Genomic DNA, 15281 nt, shown 5'->3' on the forward strand with positions numbered 1-15281 from the left:
CGAAGGCGGCGAGAGATACTCATGGTCGGTTCCAGCTCGAGCGCGGCACACGCTGTTCGACACTTGCTCGAGGACGCACTGGTGTCGTGGTTGCCAGGTCAACGATGGTTCGGCGCAAAGGGTTCGACGGTGGGTGCCGTGCGGATCGTCGCTCGGGACGTACTGCACGACGAGCCGCATTTCGCCGCCGAGCACCTGCTGGTCGAGGTGGACCTCGTCCAAGACGGCACGTCGGTGACCCAGACCTATCAGGTGCCCCTCGGTTTCCGCACCGAGGTACCCGAGGAACTACGCCCGTGGCTGTTGCCGGTGCCCGGTGAGGTGGCAGTGTTCGACGGGTTACGTGATCCGGAGATCATCGCCCTGTACGGTGACGCGTTCTCCGATGAGAACCCCACGGGCAGTATCGAATTCAAGGTCGTCGGCGGTTCGAGCGTGCCGCAGGGCATGCGCGGTCGGGTTCTGGGTGCTGAGCAGTCCAACACGTCGGTGATCCTCGGTGATCTGCTGCTGCTCAAGCTGTTTCGTCAGGTACCGCCCGGAATCAGTCCGGACGTCGAGTTGCACCGTGCGCTGGCCGAGGCCGGCAGCGTCAACGTGGCACCGCTGCGAGGGTGGCTCGAAGCCCAGGTCGGCGGTGAGACGACCACGCTGGGGATGATCCAGGACTTCGCCGCGAATTCTGCCGAGGGATGGACCACTGCGCTGGCCAGCGTGCGCGAGGTGTTCGATTCCCCCGACACACCGATCGAGGATTTGTCCGCCGATTTCGCTCCCCACGCGTATCGACTCGGCGCTGCCGTCGCGCAGGTACACCACGACCTCGCTTCGGTTATGGGTACCGCCGAACGTTCCGTGGAATCAACGGCCGTCGAAGAGATCCTCGAGCGCATCTCCGGAGTAGCGCGAGTGGTTCCGGAGATCGCCCAGTACATCCCCGCCGCGACGGCCCTGATCTCACGGGCAGAGGCGTCGAGCAGTACCACCGTCCAACGCATTCACGGCGATCTGCATCTAGGGCAGGTATTGGGGACCCCCGAACGGTGGCTGCTCATCGATTTCGAGGGAGAGCCGGCCAAGACGCTGGACGAGCGCAGACAAATGGACAGTGCTTTGCGCGACGTCGCGGGAATGCTGCGGTCGTTCGACTATGCCGCCAACCACCTCCTCGTCGACCTGCCGGAGGACCCGGCTAGACGGGAACGCGCCGAGCAGTGGGCTGCGCGGAGCATCACGGCCTTCTTCGATGGGTACGCATCGGTGGCCGGCCACGATCCACGCGACGAAGCCGATCTGCTGCGCGCATACGAACTGGACAAAGCGGTCTACGAGGTTCTGTACGAAGCGCGCAATCGACCGACCTGGCTCTCTCTGCCGATGCGCGCGGTCGAACGGTTGGTCAGCTGACGGCCGGGAAACGGGCTGTAGGGGCGGGCGTGGACCGGCCCGTCTACGACAAGTACCGTATTGCCTGACACGGGAGGCAGGACATGAACGGTATTTTGGCAATTTTCGGCATCGTGGTGGTAGTCATCACCATCGTGGTCGTGGTCGTGCTCGTCGCGGTGTTGTTCGTCGCGTCGATCAAGCCCGACAAGCTGAACATCGACCTCGGTCGCAAGAAGCGTGAACGGGAAGAAAGTTCCTCGAAGGTCTGAGACCTCGGTCACCTCTGGCACCGATTCGCGCAGACGCGGAGTTGTATCGATTCGAAGCGTCGGTCGACGCTTCCGGTTCTACAACTGGAGACCTCGTGAGCACAGCACTGTCAGCGCCTACGGAGCCCGACTGCAGGGCGCGCCTGTTCGGTGAGACTGTGCCGGCCCAGTTCGCTCGTTTCGTGATCGTCGGGGTATCGAGCAACGGCGTCTATGCACTGCTGTTCGTCGCTCTCGCGTCGTTCGGGTCTTTCCCCGCCAATCTGGCGGGAGCGTCGGCGAGCACCGTTCTCGCCAATGAGTTGCACCGTCGCCACACCTTCCACGCCGCCGACCGCGTCGGCTGGTTCCAGACCCAGTGGGAAGCGGGAGGACTCGCACTGATCGGGCTGGGTCTGAGTACCGCCGCGTTGGCCGCAGTCCACCTCCTCGTTCCCGCCGCCGCCACGTACGTGCAAGTTCTGGCTGTGATCGCCGTCAGCGGTCTGGTCGGTGCCGCTCGATTCCTCGCCCTTCGCGGATGGGTATTCCGTTCGCCGAGCCTCCCCGGGATGGAAGCGGCTCATTCGTGATGCTGTGACAGAGCACGACCGGTCTCGAAGATCGGTTGCTACCTGTAACAGAGTTTCGGCGAGGCTTCGTGATAGTCGCCCGTATCGACCTAGGCTCGTGAGCTGACGTCAATGCGAGGAGGCATGTCGAATGGCCAGGGATCTGACACAGCTCGAGCTTCTGCAGGAGCTGGTGCCCACTGCCGAGGACAACGTGAACCGTCACATTTCGATGGCGCGCGAATGGCATCCCCACGACTACGTGCCGTGGGACGAAGGCCGTAACTTCGCCGCCCTCGGCGGTACGGACTACGACCCGGGGCAGTCCAAGCTCTCCGACGTCGCGCAGGCCGCGATGATCACCAACCTGCTCACCGAGGACAATCTGCCGTCCTACCACCGTGAGATCGCCGAGAACTTCTCCCAGGACGGTGCCTGGGGAACGTGGGTCGGCCGCTGGACCGCCGAAGAGAACCGTCACGGCATCGTCATGCGCGACTACCTCGTCGTCACCCGCGGCGTCGATCCCGTCGCCCTCGAAGAAGCCCGCATGATCCACATGACCAACGGCTACGCGTCGCCCGCCGGCGCAGGGGTCGGTCTGTTGCACTCGGTGGCGTACGTGACATTCCAGGAACTCGCGACCCGTGTCTCGCACCGCAACACCGGCAAGGTCTGTGACGACCCGATCGCCGACCGCATGCTCCAGCGCATCGCCGCCGACGAGAACCTGCACGTGATCTTCTACCGCAACATCACCGGCGCAGCGATGGACATCTCGCCGGATCAGACGTTGCAGGCCGTCTCGGACATCGTGACGAACTTCGTCATGCCCGGTGCAGGCATGCCGAACTTCCGCCGCAACGGTGTGTTGATGGCCAAGCACGGCATCTACGACCTGCGTCAGCACCTCGAAGACGTCGTCTGGCCCGTGCTGCGCAAGTGGCAAGTGTTCGAGCGCAACGACTTCACCGCACGCGGTGAGAACAAGCGCGAGGAACTCGCCGCGTTCCTCGAAGACCTCGAACGTCAGGCCACCAAGTTCGAGGAGATGCGAGATCGCTCGCTGGCCCGCGAACGCGCCAAGGCCGAGGCGCGCGCGTCCTGAGGTGCCTGCGGCAGTGGTGCGACAAGGCCTGCGGATCGTTCCGCAGGCTCCACTCCCATGTGCCCCCAGCGGCACATAGCCGCACCACTGCGGCGAAGCCGCATACTGTGGTGTGAACGAATTCTGGGACCGCATTTCCGCGGTGAGTCCTGATCCACCCGTGTGGATCGTCCAAGTGGCTGCCCTGGCGGCGCTCGTCATCGTCGTGTTGCCGCAGACCTGGCGGATTGCACGCAACGTGGTGACCATCGCGCACGAGGGTGCGCACCTGTTCGTCGCGTTGATCACCGGGCGTCAGTTGATGGGTCTTCGGCTGCATTCGGATACGTCCGGCGTCGCGATCTCCAAGGGCAAGCCCACCGGTCTCGGGGTCATCGCCATGACTTTCGCGGGCTATGTCGGGCCGTCGCTTCTCGGACTCGGAGCCGCTCTGGTGCTGGGTACACAGCGAGCCTCGGCCGTGCTGTGGATCGGCATCATCTCGATTGCGTTGATGCTGTTGATGATTCGCAACATCTACGGACTGCTGTCTCTCGTCACCGTCGGAGGGCTGCTGTTCGTCGTGTCCTGGTGGGGTACCGGGGAACAACAGGTCGCTGCGGCGTACTTCATCACGTTCTTCCTGCTGATCGCCGGTCCGCGCCCCGTTCTCGAACTGCAGAAATCCCGAAGTGCCGGACGGGCGCGGGACTCCGACGCCGATCAGCTGGCTCGGCTGACCTTCCTGCCCGGCATCGTCTGGGTCGGACTGTTCCTCGTCGTCACCGTCGGCGCACTCGCACTGGGGGCGTGGAGAATCCTCGTTCCGGTGCAGTGACGGCGGCTTGGATGAAGCGCTAGAACACCACCCACAGCAGTGATGCGAGGGCGAATATCGCCAGTCCCAGTGTCGTTTCCATGACCGTCCAGGTCTTGAGGGTGGTTTTCTCGTCCATGCCGAAGAAGCGGCTGACGAGCCAGAAGCCGGAGTCGTTGACGTGGGAGAGCACGGTGGCTCCGGCAGCCAGTGCGAACACCAACAGCGCGATCTTGAAATTGCTCAGATCGAGCTCGGCGACCTGGACCGAGATCAGCCCGGCGGTGGTGGTCAAGGCGACGGTGGCCGAACCCTGCGCCACGCGTAGCGCGGTGGCGATCAGGAAGGCCTGCAACAGGATCGGCAGTCCGAGATCGGACAACGAGGCGGTCAGAGACTGGCCGATGCCACTGGCCCGAAGTACTCCGCCGAACATGCCGCCGGCACCGGTGATCAGGATGATCGAGCAGATCGGCCCGAGGGCCTGATCCATGTACTTGGCACCGTCGGCGACGGGGAAGCGTCCCGGCGCGAGGATGAACAGAGCCAGCAGCAAGGTGATGAGCAGCGCGATGGGCGTCTGACCGATGAGAGTCAGGGCCGCTGCCCAGGTTTCGTCTCCGGTCAGCACACCCGAGGTGGTCAGCGTGTTGACGACGGTGTTGAGCGAGATGAGGACCAACGGCGTCAGCAGGATGAGCAGCACCGCAGCGAACTTGGGGGCGGGGTCGCGGAGTGCGGCCATCTCCTTGTCGTGTTCTTCGGAGTTCTGCGACCCGGCTGCGAAGAGGTCGGCAGGCGCGGTGACGAATCGTTTGCCGAGCTGGGTACCGACGAGGTAGGAGCCGACGAACCAGGAGACGACGGCGACGGGAACTCCGACGAGAAGCACCGAACCGATATCTCCGCCGAGGAGTTCCGTGGCGGCGACGGGGCCGGGGTGCGGGGGAACGATGGCGTGCATCGCGGCGAACGCGCCTGCGGTCGGCAGCGCGTACAGCAGCACCGACCCGCCGAAGCGCTTGGCGACTGTGAAGATGATCGGTAGGAAGACGACGAGTCCGGCGTCGAAGAAGATGGGGAAGCCGAAGATCAGCGCGGCGACACCGAGGGCGAGCGGTGCGCGCTTGGCTCCGAATCGGTTGATCAGGGTATCGGCCAATACTTGAGCGCCACCGGTGATTTCGAGCAGTCTGCCGACCATCACACCCAGGGCGACGAGTAGAGCGACCGAACCGAGGGTGGAACTGAAGCCCGAGAGCAATGCCGACGGCACGTCTGCCAGTGGAATGCCCGCTGCGACGGCGGTGACGGCGCTGACCAGAACCAGCGAGACGAAGGCGTGCAGTTTCACCTTCATGATCAGGAACAGCAGAACTGCGACGGCTGCTGCGGCGATCAGGAGTAGGGGAGTCGTCCCGTACGCCGGTTCGATCGGATCCATCTGTGTACCTCGTTCACTCGGCTGGAGATTCGACCATAACGGACAGCTCGGTGCCCGCGCGGGGATACCGAGCACGGTCGTCGGACCTGGAGTTCGTGGTGGAGTACCGTGCGGGTATGAGTGATGGGGATCACGTAGTGGGTGGGGACAGCTCCGACAAGCCTTCGAAGGACGCTCTACGCGAGCAAGCGCAGCGCTATGCCGCAGCGGCTCGGCTGAAGATGAAGGAGCGACGCGAGAAGGCGTCGGGGGGCCTCGGGTCCGTGGTCGCCGACCGTGCAGGAAATTGGGATCTCGACGATCAGAACACCGTGGCGATGGACCGTCAGCAGAAGCTCTGGAACGGGGTGATGGATCGCTACTTCCGGATGGAGATCGACGGTTGGGAGACGATTCCCGAGTCGCCGGTTCTGGTCGTCGGAGTGCATTCGGGTGCGCCGTTCGTGTGGGACGCGTGGACGGTGGGTGCGCAGTGGTGGCGGCATTTCGGCGACAAGCGAATCCTGCACGGCACTGCGCACGACGCGCTGATGGCATTTCCGTTGATCGGCAAGGTCTTTCGATCCATGGGTGTGTTGCCGGCGGCTCCGGACTCGATGTCGACCGCATTGGCCGAGGGCCGAGACGTGATCGTGTGGCCCGGTGGTGAGGTCGATTCGCTGCGTCCGTGGAGCAAGCGTGACGAGGCGACACTGGGTGGTCGTACCGGTTTCGTCAAGCTTGCGATCCGGATGGGTGTGCCCATCGTGCCGGTGGCGACCGTGGGCGGGGCCGACGCCATGCCGGTGCTCATTCGAGGCGACAAGCTCGCAAAAGCGCTCGGACTGGACAGGTTTGCGCGCCTGAAGGTCTTTCCCATCGCCATCTCGCTGCCGTGGATCATCGCGCCTGCCGCGCTGCCGCAGATTCCGTTGCCGGCCAAGATCCGAACCCGGTTCATGCCTCCGGTCGAGCTCGACCACGATCCGTCGCGCTGTGACGACGAGGCCTACGTCGACGCGAAATACGACGAGGTCCGCGCCAGTATTCAGGCCGGCATGGACGAGCTCGCCAGCAAGCGCAAGTTCCCGGTGTTCGGCTAGTTCGCTCGCGCCGAGCATCGCGGACCGTAGCTGACCGCGATCGTTTCTAGCGTCTCCTCTCGTACGGATTCACCGATACGACGAGGGGCGCACGAGATGATCGAAACATCGGGATTGACCAAGACTTTTCGGCAGGGCAAGAAGACCGTGGAGGCGGTGCGCGGCATCGATCTGACGATCGGTGAGGGAGAACTGGTCGCTCTCCTCGGCCCCAACGGTGCAGGCAAGTCGACCACGCTGCGAATGCTCACCACGCTGCTGGCACCGACGTCGGGTTCGGCCCGGATCGCGGGGTTCGACGTGGGCAGGGACCGGGACAGTGTCCGGCGCAGTCTCGGCTATGTGGGGCAGGGAAACGGCGCGGGACACAACCAGCGCGTGCGTGACGAACTCGTCGTGCAAGGCCTGTGCTACGGCATGACTCGTCAGCGATCACGAACTCGCGCAGACGAATTGATCGACGCACTCGAGCTCGGCGAACTGCGCTCGCGCACCGTCTCGACGCTCTCCGGCGGACAGCGTCGCCGACTCGATATCGCCCTGGGGCTGGTGCACCGACCGGCACTGTTGTTCCTCGACGAGCCGACCACCGGAATGGACCCGCAGAGTCGGGCCAACCTGTGGGGTCACATCCTCCGGCTACGACGCGAGATGGGCACGACCATCGTTCTGACCACCCACTACCTCGACGAGGCCGATTCGATGGCCGAGCGGGTCATCGTCGTCGACCGCGGAACCGTCATCGCCGACGACACCGCCGCGTCGCTGAAATCGGAACTGGCAGGCGATCTGATCGTTCTCACCGTGTCCGACGCGTCGGCGCTCCTTCCGCTTCTCGCCGGCATCGACGGCATCAGAGACGTCACGAGATCCGGTTCGCGGCTGAACCTGCGTGTCGGACGCGCCGAAGTCGTTCTCCCGGAAGTGGTGCGGCGGAGCGAGTTACACGGTATCCGCGTCCATACTGCGGACATGACCCGACCGACTCTCGACGACGTGTTCCTCGGACTGACCGGCCGTAGTCTTCGGGAAAGTGCCGCAGCCCTCGACAACGCGAGCGTGGCAGGAGAACTCCGATGAACGTTCTCTCCGGAAGCACTCTGGTGATGGGTCGGGAATTGCGGCCGATGGTGCGCGATCCGTTCACCGTCATCTTCAGTCTCGTCCAACCGCTGATCCTGCTCGCTCTGTTCGGCCCACTGCTCACCGATGTCCCCGGTCTCGGCGACGGAAGTGTCTGGGACTGGTTCGTGCCGGGTGTTCTCGCGATGATCACCATCTTCGGCACTTCCATGACGGGCTCCAATCTGCTGGCCGAGTTGCAGCAGGGTTCTCACGAGCGAATGTTGGTGACCCCGTTGCCGCGATCTGCCCTGCTCGTCGGGCGGGCGTTCAAGGAAATGGTGCCGCTCGCTGCGCAGGCCGTGTTGATCGTTCTGGTCGCATTGCCGCTGGGGTTGTCCGTGAATCCGATCGGTGCCGCTGTGGGAATCGTGCTGCTCGGGGTGTTCGGCGTCGGGCTCGGCGCGCTGTCCTACGCGTTGGCTTTGGCTGTGCGCGGACAGGATTGGGTGTTCTGGTCCATTCAGCAGACGTTGATGTTCCCGCTGCTGATCCTCTCGGGCACGATGTTGCCGCTGACGGCCGCACCGGTGTGGATGCAGTTCCTGGTGAACATCAACCCGCTCGGATATCTCGTCGACGCCGAACGTGCACTGTTCGCCGGAGACTTCGCGAGTTCGACGGTGATGGCAGGTGTCGTCGCAGCCGCGGCCACTGCGGCGGTCGGACTTGCCGTCGGGATCCGGGCAATGGGTTCCTCGCGGGTGTGAGGCAGGCTCGAACCGTTCGCGGTGCTCACAGCGCTGCACAACCGAGCACACAGGCGCAGACTGGCGGTCGTCCAGGCAGGGTTCACGAGGAGTGCAACGCCGATGAACAGTCGATCGACTTTGGGATGCGCGGTAATTCTCTTCGCTCTCGCGGGGTGTTCGTCCACTGAAGAGAGCCCGTCCACCATGGCTGAGCCGTCGGCCGCAGAATCCGTGGAGTCGGTGGAAGTGGATTCGGGTGGGTCGGACTTCTGCACGCTGTACGCCACACAGGTGGCGCAGGGTCTGACCAACCTGCGGGAGGTAGAGGCCGGTGGTGTCGAAACGGCCGAATCCATTGCCGAAGAACTCGCTGCGAAGGCCCCGGTGACCCAGTCGGAGCTGCAAGCCGTTGCCCCACCGGAACCGTTGGCGTGGCTGCAGGCCATTGAAGTGGCCGACGCCAAGGGTGCGGCCGGCGACTTCGACGCAATGAATGGAGTGTTCGAGAACCTCACCCTTCTCACAGACTGGTCGATCGCGAACTGCGGCCCCGAGTACGCGCCGATCTTCACCGAATACAAGGCGATCATGGGGTAGGCGGTATGAATGAGGCCTCGGCCTCGGCGGCACAGCTCGAACCATTAGGCTCGGCTCATGGAGCGGCCTGCGGTAATTCTCGAGAACGACGAGACGGTGTACGACTTCTATCTGCGTCATCAGCAGAATCGTCAGGTTGCGAGGCTGGCGTACGCCGCCCTCGCCCGACGCTTCCGCCCGCGGGTGTCGTACTCCGACGGTGCCCAGGAGGAGCTGCGGCGTCTGGTGTACGACAACACGCGTCTGCTCATCGCGGTCAATCACCTCACCGAGAGTGATCCCTACACCCTCGCAGCGGCGGCCTGGGCGTCGCCGCTGCGTCCGGTGATCGGGCGCACCAGAGTGCTCGCGAAGGACGAATTGTTCCAGGACCCCAAGCAGCGCAAGCGAATCGACATGATGGGCGGCATTCCCGTCTTTCGCGGCAAGAATCACGGGATGCGGGCAGTCAGCGCGGCAGGCAACCGCATGATGGACATCAGTGCCGAAAGAATGAAGCGCGGCGACGACCTCGCGGTGTTCCCGGAAGGCACCTGCAACCTCGAGGACCCGACGACGGTGCAACACGTCGGCAGCGGAATCGGCCACATCGCGATGCGGGCCCGCAAACTCGGCGTCGAGCCGACGTTGATCTGCATCGGACTGAGTTACGGCCCCGGCTCGGCGAAAGTGAAGCAGGCGAGCGTCTACTTCGATACGCCCATCACCGATCTGCCCCAGAAACCGATCGACATCACCCGGGTGGTGGCAGGGGGAATGCAGAAAGCACTCGACGGAGCGGTGGCTGCGTACTGACTGCGCCGCCGGGGTTGGTAGAAACAGATGACAGATAATTCGATTCGGCGTTGTGTCAGGAGATATTCGTGAGCGATCAGATCAAGACGGCCATCGTTACCGGTAGTGCCCGGGGCATCGGTGCAGCAGTGGCCAAGCGACTGGCCAAGGACGGTTTCGGCGTCGCGGTGGTCGACCTCGACGAGGCCGCATGCAGCGACACCGTCGGTGCGATCGAGTCCGCAGGCGGGCAGGCCGTGGCCATCGGCGCGAACGTGGCCGACGAGGAGTCGGTGCAGACTGCAGTCGACCGCATCGCGAGCGAGTTCGGTGCACCGACCGTACTGATCAACAACGCTGGCATCACCCGCGACAACCTCCTGTTCAAGATGACGGTGCAGGACTGGGATTCCGTGCTCGGCGTACACCTGCGCGGCTCGTTCCTGATGACGCGTGCAGTGCAGAAGCACATGATCGACGCCAAGTGGGGCCGCATCGTCAACCTGTCGAGCACCTCGGCCCTGGGCAATCGCGGCCAGGCAAACTACTCCGCGGCCAAGGCCGGCATGCAGGGATTCACCAAGACTCTCGCCATCGAGCTCGGCAAGTTCGGCGTCACCGCCAACGCCATCGCCCCCGGATTCATCGAAACAGAGATGACGGCAGCCACCGCCGAGCGGGTCGGAATGTCGTTCGACGACTTCAAAGCTGCTGCGGCGTCGCAGATCCCGGTCAATCGCGTCGGACATCCCGACGATATCGCCCACCTGGCGTCGTTCTTCGTCAGCGAGGGTGCCGGCTTCATCTCGGGTCAGGTCGTCTACGCAGCCGGTGGCCCGAAGGACTGACGTCTCCCGAACGCGTGAATGGACCATTCACGAGCCCAGACGGGTGTGAATGGTCCATTCACGCAGAGCGCGAAGGCGACTACGGCGTCGGCATTCCGCCGTTGACGTTGAGGGTGTCGCCGGTGACGTATCCCGATTCCGCTGAGGACAGGTACACGTACGCGCCGGCGATCTCGGCCGGCTGACCGGCCCGGCCCAGTGGGGTTTCCTTGCCGAATTCCGGCAGTGCCGACGTCGGCTGCCCGCCCGCGGCCTGCAGTGGAGTCCAGAATGGGCCCGGTGCAACGACATTGACCCGAATCCCCTTCGGTGCCAACTGCTGCGCGAGAGCCTTGCTGATGGTGTTGATGGCCATCTTCGTCGTCGCGTAATCCACCAGTCCGGGCGAGGGGGTGTACGCCTGGATGGAGCTGGTGTTCACGATCGTCGAGCCGGCAGGCATGTGCGGCACCGCTTCCTGAATGATCCAGAACAGTGCGTACACATTGGTTTTGAAGGTCTGGTCGAACTGCTCCGACGTGAGATCCGCCAGATCCTCGACGAACTGCTGCTTGCCTGCAACGTTGATCAACAGGTCCAGGCCGCCGAGCTCGTCGACGGCGGTATGCACGAGGGCACGCGCAGCTTTCTCGTCGGTGAGATCTGCCGGTGCCAGGACGGCGGTGCGACCGGCGTCGCGAACCAGCTGGGCGACGTCCTGCGCGTCCTTCTCCTCCGACGGCAGATAGTTCAGGACTACGTCGGCACCCTCGCGGGCGATGGCGATGGCGGCCGCACGCCCGATGCCGGAGTCGGCACCGGTGATCAGGGCCTTACGGCCGGTCAGCCGTCCGGACCCGCGGTACGTCTGCTCGCCGTGGTCGGCCAGGGGTTGTAGATCGGCAGCGAGACCGGGCGGATCCTGGTGCTGCTCAGGGAATCCGTCCTGGCGGTACTGCGTGACGGGATTGGTGAAGGTGTACTGATCACTCACGATGGGGTCGTCTCCGAACCTGGTATTCGTTGCGTGGGGAACCTGCTGCTCGATTCCGTGTTCACGCCGAATGCCCAGAGTCGCCCGCAAACAAACTGAGTCGGGTCTCTCCCTGGTCCACGCCATCCCCCAAGTTCCACACCATCCCCACCAACGGATGAATGCGGCATTCAGCTACTTGGAGTAGCTTGCACAGCTCCCCGGAAGTTGGACTGAGTAATTCAGTTCCGACTACCGGGGAGTTTTGTATGCGTGCACGAAGTTCACTTACCGAGGATCAGCGGGTCGCGGCGGTAGCGTTGTTCGAGGATGGTGTCGGTGCCGTCTCGGCTGCTGCGAAGGTCGGTGGCGGGGCGGGCCCAGTGATCTTGCTCTACGACCGTTGGCGGGTTCGAGGGAGGAATGCGTTGGTGGAGAAACCGGATCGACAACACTTCTCGTTCGAGTTCAAACTTGCTGTGGTGCAACGTGTTTTGGCTGGCGAGAACAAGATCGAGCTCGCTCGCGAGTACGGACTGTCGTCGGCGAAGATCATCGAGCCCTGGGTCCGCGGATACCGCCGCGACGGCGACGAGGCGCTACGGCCGAAGCGGGCGGGACGTCGACCGGCACCGGGAGTTGATCCCGGGGAGGCCAGCGAACTGGACCGCCTCCGTGAGGAGAACGAGCGGCTGCGCACGCAGGTGGCGTACCTGGGAAAATTGCGGGCCTTGAGGGAACAGGGACGACGGTGAAGGTTCTCGCTGTCATCGCCCTCAAGGCGCAGTACCGTCTCGATGTGTTACTCGACGTCGCCGGGTTGGCTCGGTCGACGTTCTTCTACCGTCAAGCGCAGTTACGCAGGCCCGATCCGAAGGCTGCGTTGAAAGCGGCGGTGACCAGGGCGTTCGAGAAAAACCACCGACGCTACGGGCATCGACGCGTGCACCGAGTCCTCGTCGACGCGGGGTGGCGGGTGGCGAAGAAGACCGTGCTCGCGGTGATGCGTGAGCTCGGGTTGGCGTGCCGTGTGCGGCGCCGTCGACGGTATGTCTCGTATCAGGGTCAGGTCGGGGCGGTCGCGGCGAACATCCTCGACCGTCAGTTCACGGCGGCGGCCCCGAATCAGAAGTGGGTCACCGATGTCACCGAGTTCCGGGTCGGGGAGGCGAAGTTGTATCTGTCGCCGGTGATGGATCTGTTCGACCGCCAGATCATCTCGTATTCGATCGGTCGGTCCCCGACGACGGAGTTCACCAACCGTTCTTTGCGGGCCGCGTTGGGCACCCTCGGCGAACAGGATTATCCAATTGTGCACTCGGATCAGGGTTTTCACTATCAGCACTCGTCGTGGCGGCGGTTGCTGGCCGATGCGGGAGCCATCCAATCGATGTCCCGCAAAGCGAACTGTTACGACAATGCGATCATCGAGAACTTCTTCGGTCACCTCAAAGAGGAGATGTTTCATCACGTCCGATACCTGAACCTCGACGCCTTGCACACCGCGATCGAGGACTACATCGACTGGTTCAACAACGACCGCATCTCGCTACGACTCGACGGCCTGAGCCCGGTGCAATACCGAGCCCAGGCCCTCGCAGCCTAGGATTTCCATTAACCGGTCCAACCCACGGGGTCCAGTGCACGGCAATGGGACATTGATCCACACCCGGGGGCCGAAACAGGGCAGAGGTCCGGGGCGGAGTGTCCGGTAAGTGCATATTCCAAGCAAGCGCGCTTGATTTTAAGTACTACGAATGACCGAAAGGACTTGTAAAAGTACGACGAATGCGAGAAGGTGAGCTTGTTCACTTTTCAGTGAGGAGACAGCTCATGGTGCGAGGCGCACCCGCCAGGCCGGTCCAACTTCCCGTTCCCAATGCAGATGTCTGGGACTGGCAACTCGACGGTCTGTGTCGTGGTCTCGACTCGTCCGTGTTCTTACATCCCGAAGGGGAGCGAGGCCGTGCCCGCGCCACTCGGGAGAAAACCGCCAAGCAGGTCTGCGGCCGGTGCCCGGTGCTGGAGCAATGCCGTCAGCACGCACTCGAAGCGAACGAGCCGTACGGCGTGTGGGGCGGAATGTCTGCACACGATCGCGCAGACTTCTACCGCGGAGCCGTTCGTACCGCTTGATCCTGCTGTACCGGTGCTGCGGAGACTTCGTAGACGATCTCAAGGCCGTCCTCGTCATCCCATTGCTCACCCACTTCGATGAACGCGAAGCTCTCGATGAGGGCCAGCGAGGGCGTGTTGTTCGGGCTGACTGTGGCGCGAACACTACGCACCTCCTTGTGTTGCCGTGCAACGGCGAGAAGGGTTTCTACCGAACGTCTGGCATGGCCTCGTCGACGAAACTCAGGATCGACTCGGTACCCGATCTCCACCATCCCCGTCTCGTCGGGAGCTCCGTGGAAGCCGGCCACGCCGACTGGCATGGCGACGTTCGGGTCGACCATCAGCCGCGTGATCCACGATGCATCACCGGGGATGTCGATGATCTGCTCGCTTCTCCTCCGCCACAGGCTGCGGCATTCGACCCCGGCGAGATAGGGCGAAACACAGTGGTGTGATGCGGGAATCGACTGTCCCGCGGCCAAGGCGTGCAGCATCTCCGCGGGAATTGCGTCCAGGCGAAGTCGTGACAGGTGGGGCTGGGGATGACGCCACGGGGCACTTGTCATAGTCATTGGCGAGACCTTTCCACTCTTTCCCGCCGATCAGCCTTTCATTCTCGGTCCACGATTAGGTCGAGCACAACGCCGCTCGAGTCGAAGCCGAAACGGGAGTTGAGCGGCAAGCGATGTGCTTCAGGTTTCAAACTTTCGATACCTTGGCGAACTATTTTGGCTCAAACCCTTGTCTTGGACGTATGTGCCGTTTTATGTTCGAAGCGTCCAGAAGCACGAAACAACTCATGTTTCTCGAGGAGTAAACATGCAGGTCAGACGAGCTATCGGGGGAGTATTAATCGGGGTTGCCGTTCCCGCACTGGCCATGGCGGGAGTGCAATGAGCCTCGGCTGAACCTATTCAGCCGCAACCGCAAACGCCCGCTTCTGTCGCCAGGCACATTCGCCTTCCACTCCACGAAAACGGTTGCGTGGTGGGCAATGACAACGGCCGATGTGTTGGCGGCGGGGTGTACAAGCGAGAGGATGCGAGATGGCAGCACCACTGATCAATTCATCGCAAATTCCTGCCCCGATCAAGGTCGGGTCGCGGATACCACAAGGCACCTCGATAGATCGCATCATTGCTGTGCTGGAGCCTCTGGACGGGAAAGTGACGCGTGTAAGCGAGACGTCAGCCCGGATCGACGCCGGCAACATAGCCATTTACCGAATGTTGGGAACATCGCTAGCTCTCGGGCGGCGTAACTTGCCAATTGCCGTCTCGATTGATGTCAGGGACCAAAAGCCCTCAGTTTCAGTGACATTGAGAGACACGATTGCCGTGGTACTCCGTGTGCGGAGTGAGGGTGATGCGCTGAATGAACGCGTCGCGGAGATCAACGAGCTTCTCAATGTTGTATGACTTCCGATTCCGCGGTACTGCGAGCTACTGATCTCACAATTTCGGTGGCGGATCGCGCACTAGGGCAGTATCTCCATTGCGTCGCTCGACGCTCTTGCACGCTCAGTCGCAGGCGGGGGGG

18 protein-coding genes are annotated in these 15281 nt (G+C 63.2%); 15 read left to right on the plus strand and 3 right to left on the minus strand.

All coding sequences use genetic code 11. The features are described from left to right. The first annotated feature begins 21 nt into the window (after positions 1 to 21). The 5 genes from VF34_RS05225 (at position 22) to VF34_RS05240 (ending at position 4134) form a co-directional block, all read left to right on the plus strand. Positions 22 to 1407 (plus strand): maltokinase N-terminal cap-like domain-containing protein, encoded by a 1386-nt coding sequence (locus tag VF34_RS05225; protein WP_045841000.1) that lies wholly within the window; start codon positions 22 to 24, stop codon positions 1405 to 1407. An 83-nt stretch (positions 1408 to 1490) separates the two neighbouring features. Then, positions 1491 to 1658, plus strand: a complete 168-nt coding sequence (locus VF34_RS25195) for a hypothetical protein (protein ID WP_197077433.1) — start codon at positions 1491 to 1493, stop codon at positions 1656 to 1658. A gap of 95 nt (positions 1659 to 1753) precedes the next feature. Further along, a complete protein-coding gene (locus VF34_RS05230) occupies positions 1754 to 2230 on the plus strand; it encodes a GtrA family protein (protein ID WP_045841001.1) in 477 nt (158 codons plus the stop codon). 130 nt (positions 2231 to 2360) lie between these two features. Then, a complete protein-coding gene (locus VF34_RS05235; protein ID WP_045841002.1) occupies positions 2361 to 3317 on the plus strand; it encodes an acyl-ACP desaturase in 957 nt (318 codons plus the stop codon). 112 nt (positions 3318 to 3429) lie between these two features. Further along, entirely contained in the window at positions 3430 to 4134 is a 705-nt protein-coding gene (locus VF34_RS05240) for a M50 family metallopeptidase (protein ID WP_032369542.1), read from the plus strand. Between the two features lie 19 nt (positions 4135 to 4153). Here the strand turns inward: VF34_RS05240 and VF34_RS05245 are convergent, their stop codons facing one another. Next, on the minus strand, positions 4154 to 5557 hold the full coding sequence (locus VF34_RS05245; RefSeq protein WP_032374757.1) for a GntP family permease: 1404 nt from the start codon (positions 5555 to 5557) through the stop codon (positions 4154 to 4156). 116 nt (positions 5558 to 5673) lie between these two features. Here VF34_RS05245 and VF34_RS05250 point away from each other — a divergent pair, with 116 nt between their 5' ends. The 6 genes from VF34_RS05250 (at position 5674) to VF34_RS05275 (ending at position 10672) form a co-directional block, all read left to right on the plus strand. Then, complete coding sequence (locus tag VF34_RS05250; protein ID WP_094718981.1) at positions 5674 to 6639, plus strand: lysophospholipid acyltransferase family protein; 966 nt, start codon at positions 5674 to 5676, stop codon at positions 6637 to 6639. A 96-nt stretch (positions 6640 to 6735) separates the two neighbouring features. Then, positions 6736 to 7719: an ATP-binding cassette domain-containing protein gene (locus VF34_RS05255; protein WP_032374758.1), complete on the plus strand. Its 984-nt coding sequence runs from the start codon at positions 6736 to 6738 to the stop codon at positions 7717 to 7719. Next, entirely contained in the window at positions 7716 to 8471 is a 756-nt protein-coding gene (locus VF34_RS05260; RefSeq protein WP_045841003.1) for an ABC transporter permease, read from the plus strand. Before VF34_RS05255 ends, VF34_RS05260 begins: the two co-directional genes overlap by 4 nt. Positions 8472 to 8657: 186 nt before the next feature. Beyond that, entirely contained in the window at positions 8658 to 9050 is a 393-nt protein-coding gene (locus tag VF34_RS05265) for a hypothetical protein (protein WP_032374760.1), read from the plus strand. A 57-nt stretch (positions 9051 to 9107) separates the two neighbouring features. Continuing rightward, positions 9108 to 9845 (plus strand): 1-acyl-sn-glycerol-3-phosphate acyltransferase, encoded by a 738-nt coding sequence (locus VF34_RS05270; RefSeq protein WP_032374761.1) that lies wholly within the window; start codon positions 9108 to 9110, stop codon positions 9843 to 9845. Positions 9846 to 9913: 68 nt separating this feature from the next. Continuing rightward, positions 9914 to 10672 (plus strand): SDR family oxidoreductase, encoded by a 759-nt coding sequence (locus VF34_RS05275; protein ID WP_027495292.1) that lies wholly within the window; start codon positions 9914 to 9916, stop codon positions 10670 to 10672. Between the two features lie 79 nt (positions 10673 to 10751). Here the strand turns inward: VF34_RS05275 and VF34_RS05280 are convergent, their stop codons facing one another. Beyond that, positions 10752 to 11645, minus strand: coding sequence for a glucose 1-dehydrogenase (locus VF34_RS05280; RefSeq protein WP_032375050.1), 894 nt, complete (start codon positions 11643 to 11645; stop codon positions 10752 to 10754). A 248-nt stretch (positions 11646 to 11893) separates the two neighbouring features. Between VF34_RS05280 and VF34_RS25490 the strand changes: the two genes are divergently transcribed. From VF34_RS25490 to VF34_RS05295, 3 genes are all read left to right on the plus strand, one after another. Beyond that, complete coding sequence (locus VF34_RS25490) at positions 11894 to 12379, plus strand: helix-turn-helix domain-containing protein (RefSeq protein WP_032373665.1); 486 nt, start codon at positions 11894 to 11896, stop codon at positions 12377 to 12379. Continuing rightward, positions 12376 to 13230, plus strand: a complete 855-nt coding sequence (locus tag VF34_RS25495; protein ID WP_032373666.1) for an IS3 family transposase — start codon at positions 12376 to 12378, stop codon at positions 13228 to 13230. Before VF34_RS25490 ends, VF34_RS25495 begins: the two co-directional genes overlap by 4 nt. Before the next feature lie 227 nt (positions 13231 to 13457). Further along, positions 13458 to 13760 (plus strand): WhiB family transcriptional regulator, encoded by a 303-nt coding sequence (locus VF34_RS05295; protein WP_045841004.1) that lies wholly within the window; start codon positions 13458 to 13460, stop codon positions 13758 to 13760. Here the strand turns inward: VF34_RS05295 and VF34_RS05300 are convergent. Next, positions 13733 to 14314, minus strand: coding sequence for a GNAT family N-acetyltransferase (locus tag VF34_RS05300; protein ID WP_045841005.1), 582 nt, complete (start codon positions 14312 to 14314; stop codon positions 13733 to 13735). The genes VF34_RS05295 and VF34_RS05300 overlap by 28 nt on opposite strands. A 474-nt stretch (positions 14315 to 14788) precedes the next feature. On the opposite strand from VF34_RS05300, the gene VF34_RS05305 reads away from it, so the two are divergent. After that, the gene (locus VF34_RS05305) at positions 14789 to 15160 is read left to right on the plus strand and encodes a hypothetical protein (protein WP_155289521.1); all 372 of its coding nucleotides are present in this window, start codon (positions 14789 to 14791) and stop codon (positions 15158 to 15160) included. Positions 15161 to 15281 lie beyond the last annotated feature (121 nt).

Source organism: Rhodococcus sp. PML026, assembly GCF_000963615.1.
Taxonomy (GTDB): Bacteria; Actinomycetota; Actinomycetes; order Mycobacteriales; family Mycobacteriaceae; genus Rhodococcoides; species Rhodococcoides fascians.